The organism is Actinospica durhamensis (genome assembly GCF_018139695.1).
Taxonomy (GTDB): domain Bacteria; phylum Actinomycetota; class Actinomycetes; order Streptomycetales; family Catenulisporaceae; genus Actinospica; species Actinospica durhamensis.
In genome coordinates this window covers 1-399 of record NZ_JAGSOG010000855.1, presented here as the reverse complement: position 1 = coordinate 399, position 399 = coordinate 1, and the positions used below count along the sequence as shown (strand labels likewise).

Here is a 399-nt window from a genome sequence, read left to right as displayed (position 1 = left end):
GTGGATGAGCTACCGCGGCGTGCTGGGCCTGGCGTACCTCACCCTCGTACCCGTGCGCTGAGCCGGTGCCGGTCCGCTCACGCGGGCACGTGCACCGTCTCCACCCGGCTGGCGACCAGCCGCTCCCGCTCCCTGCGCACCGCGCGACCGCGCAGCCGCAGGATCTGGACGACCCCGAGGGCCTGGAGCAGGAAGACGGCGGAGAAGGCGACGGTGTAGTCGCCCCCGGTGGCGTCCAGCAGCACACCGATCGCGAACAGGGTGGTCATGGAGGCGATGAAGCCGCCCATGTTGGTGATCCCGGAGGCCGTGCCCTGCCGCTCCGGCGGGTTCGCCGGGCGGGCGAAGTCGAAGCCGATCATCGAGGCCGGTCCGCAGGCCCCCAGCACCGTGCACAGC

The 399-nt window shown here is 72.7% G+C and carries 1 pseudogene; it reads right to left on the bottom strand.

The window, feature by feature from the left end:
• Window positions 1-77 precede the first annotated feature (77 nt).
• Window positions 78-399, bottom strand: a pseudogene (locus tag KDL01_RS42555) (MFS transporter); the annotation flags it as partial.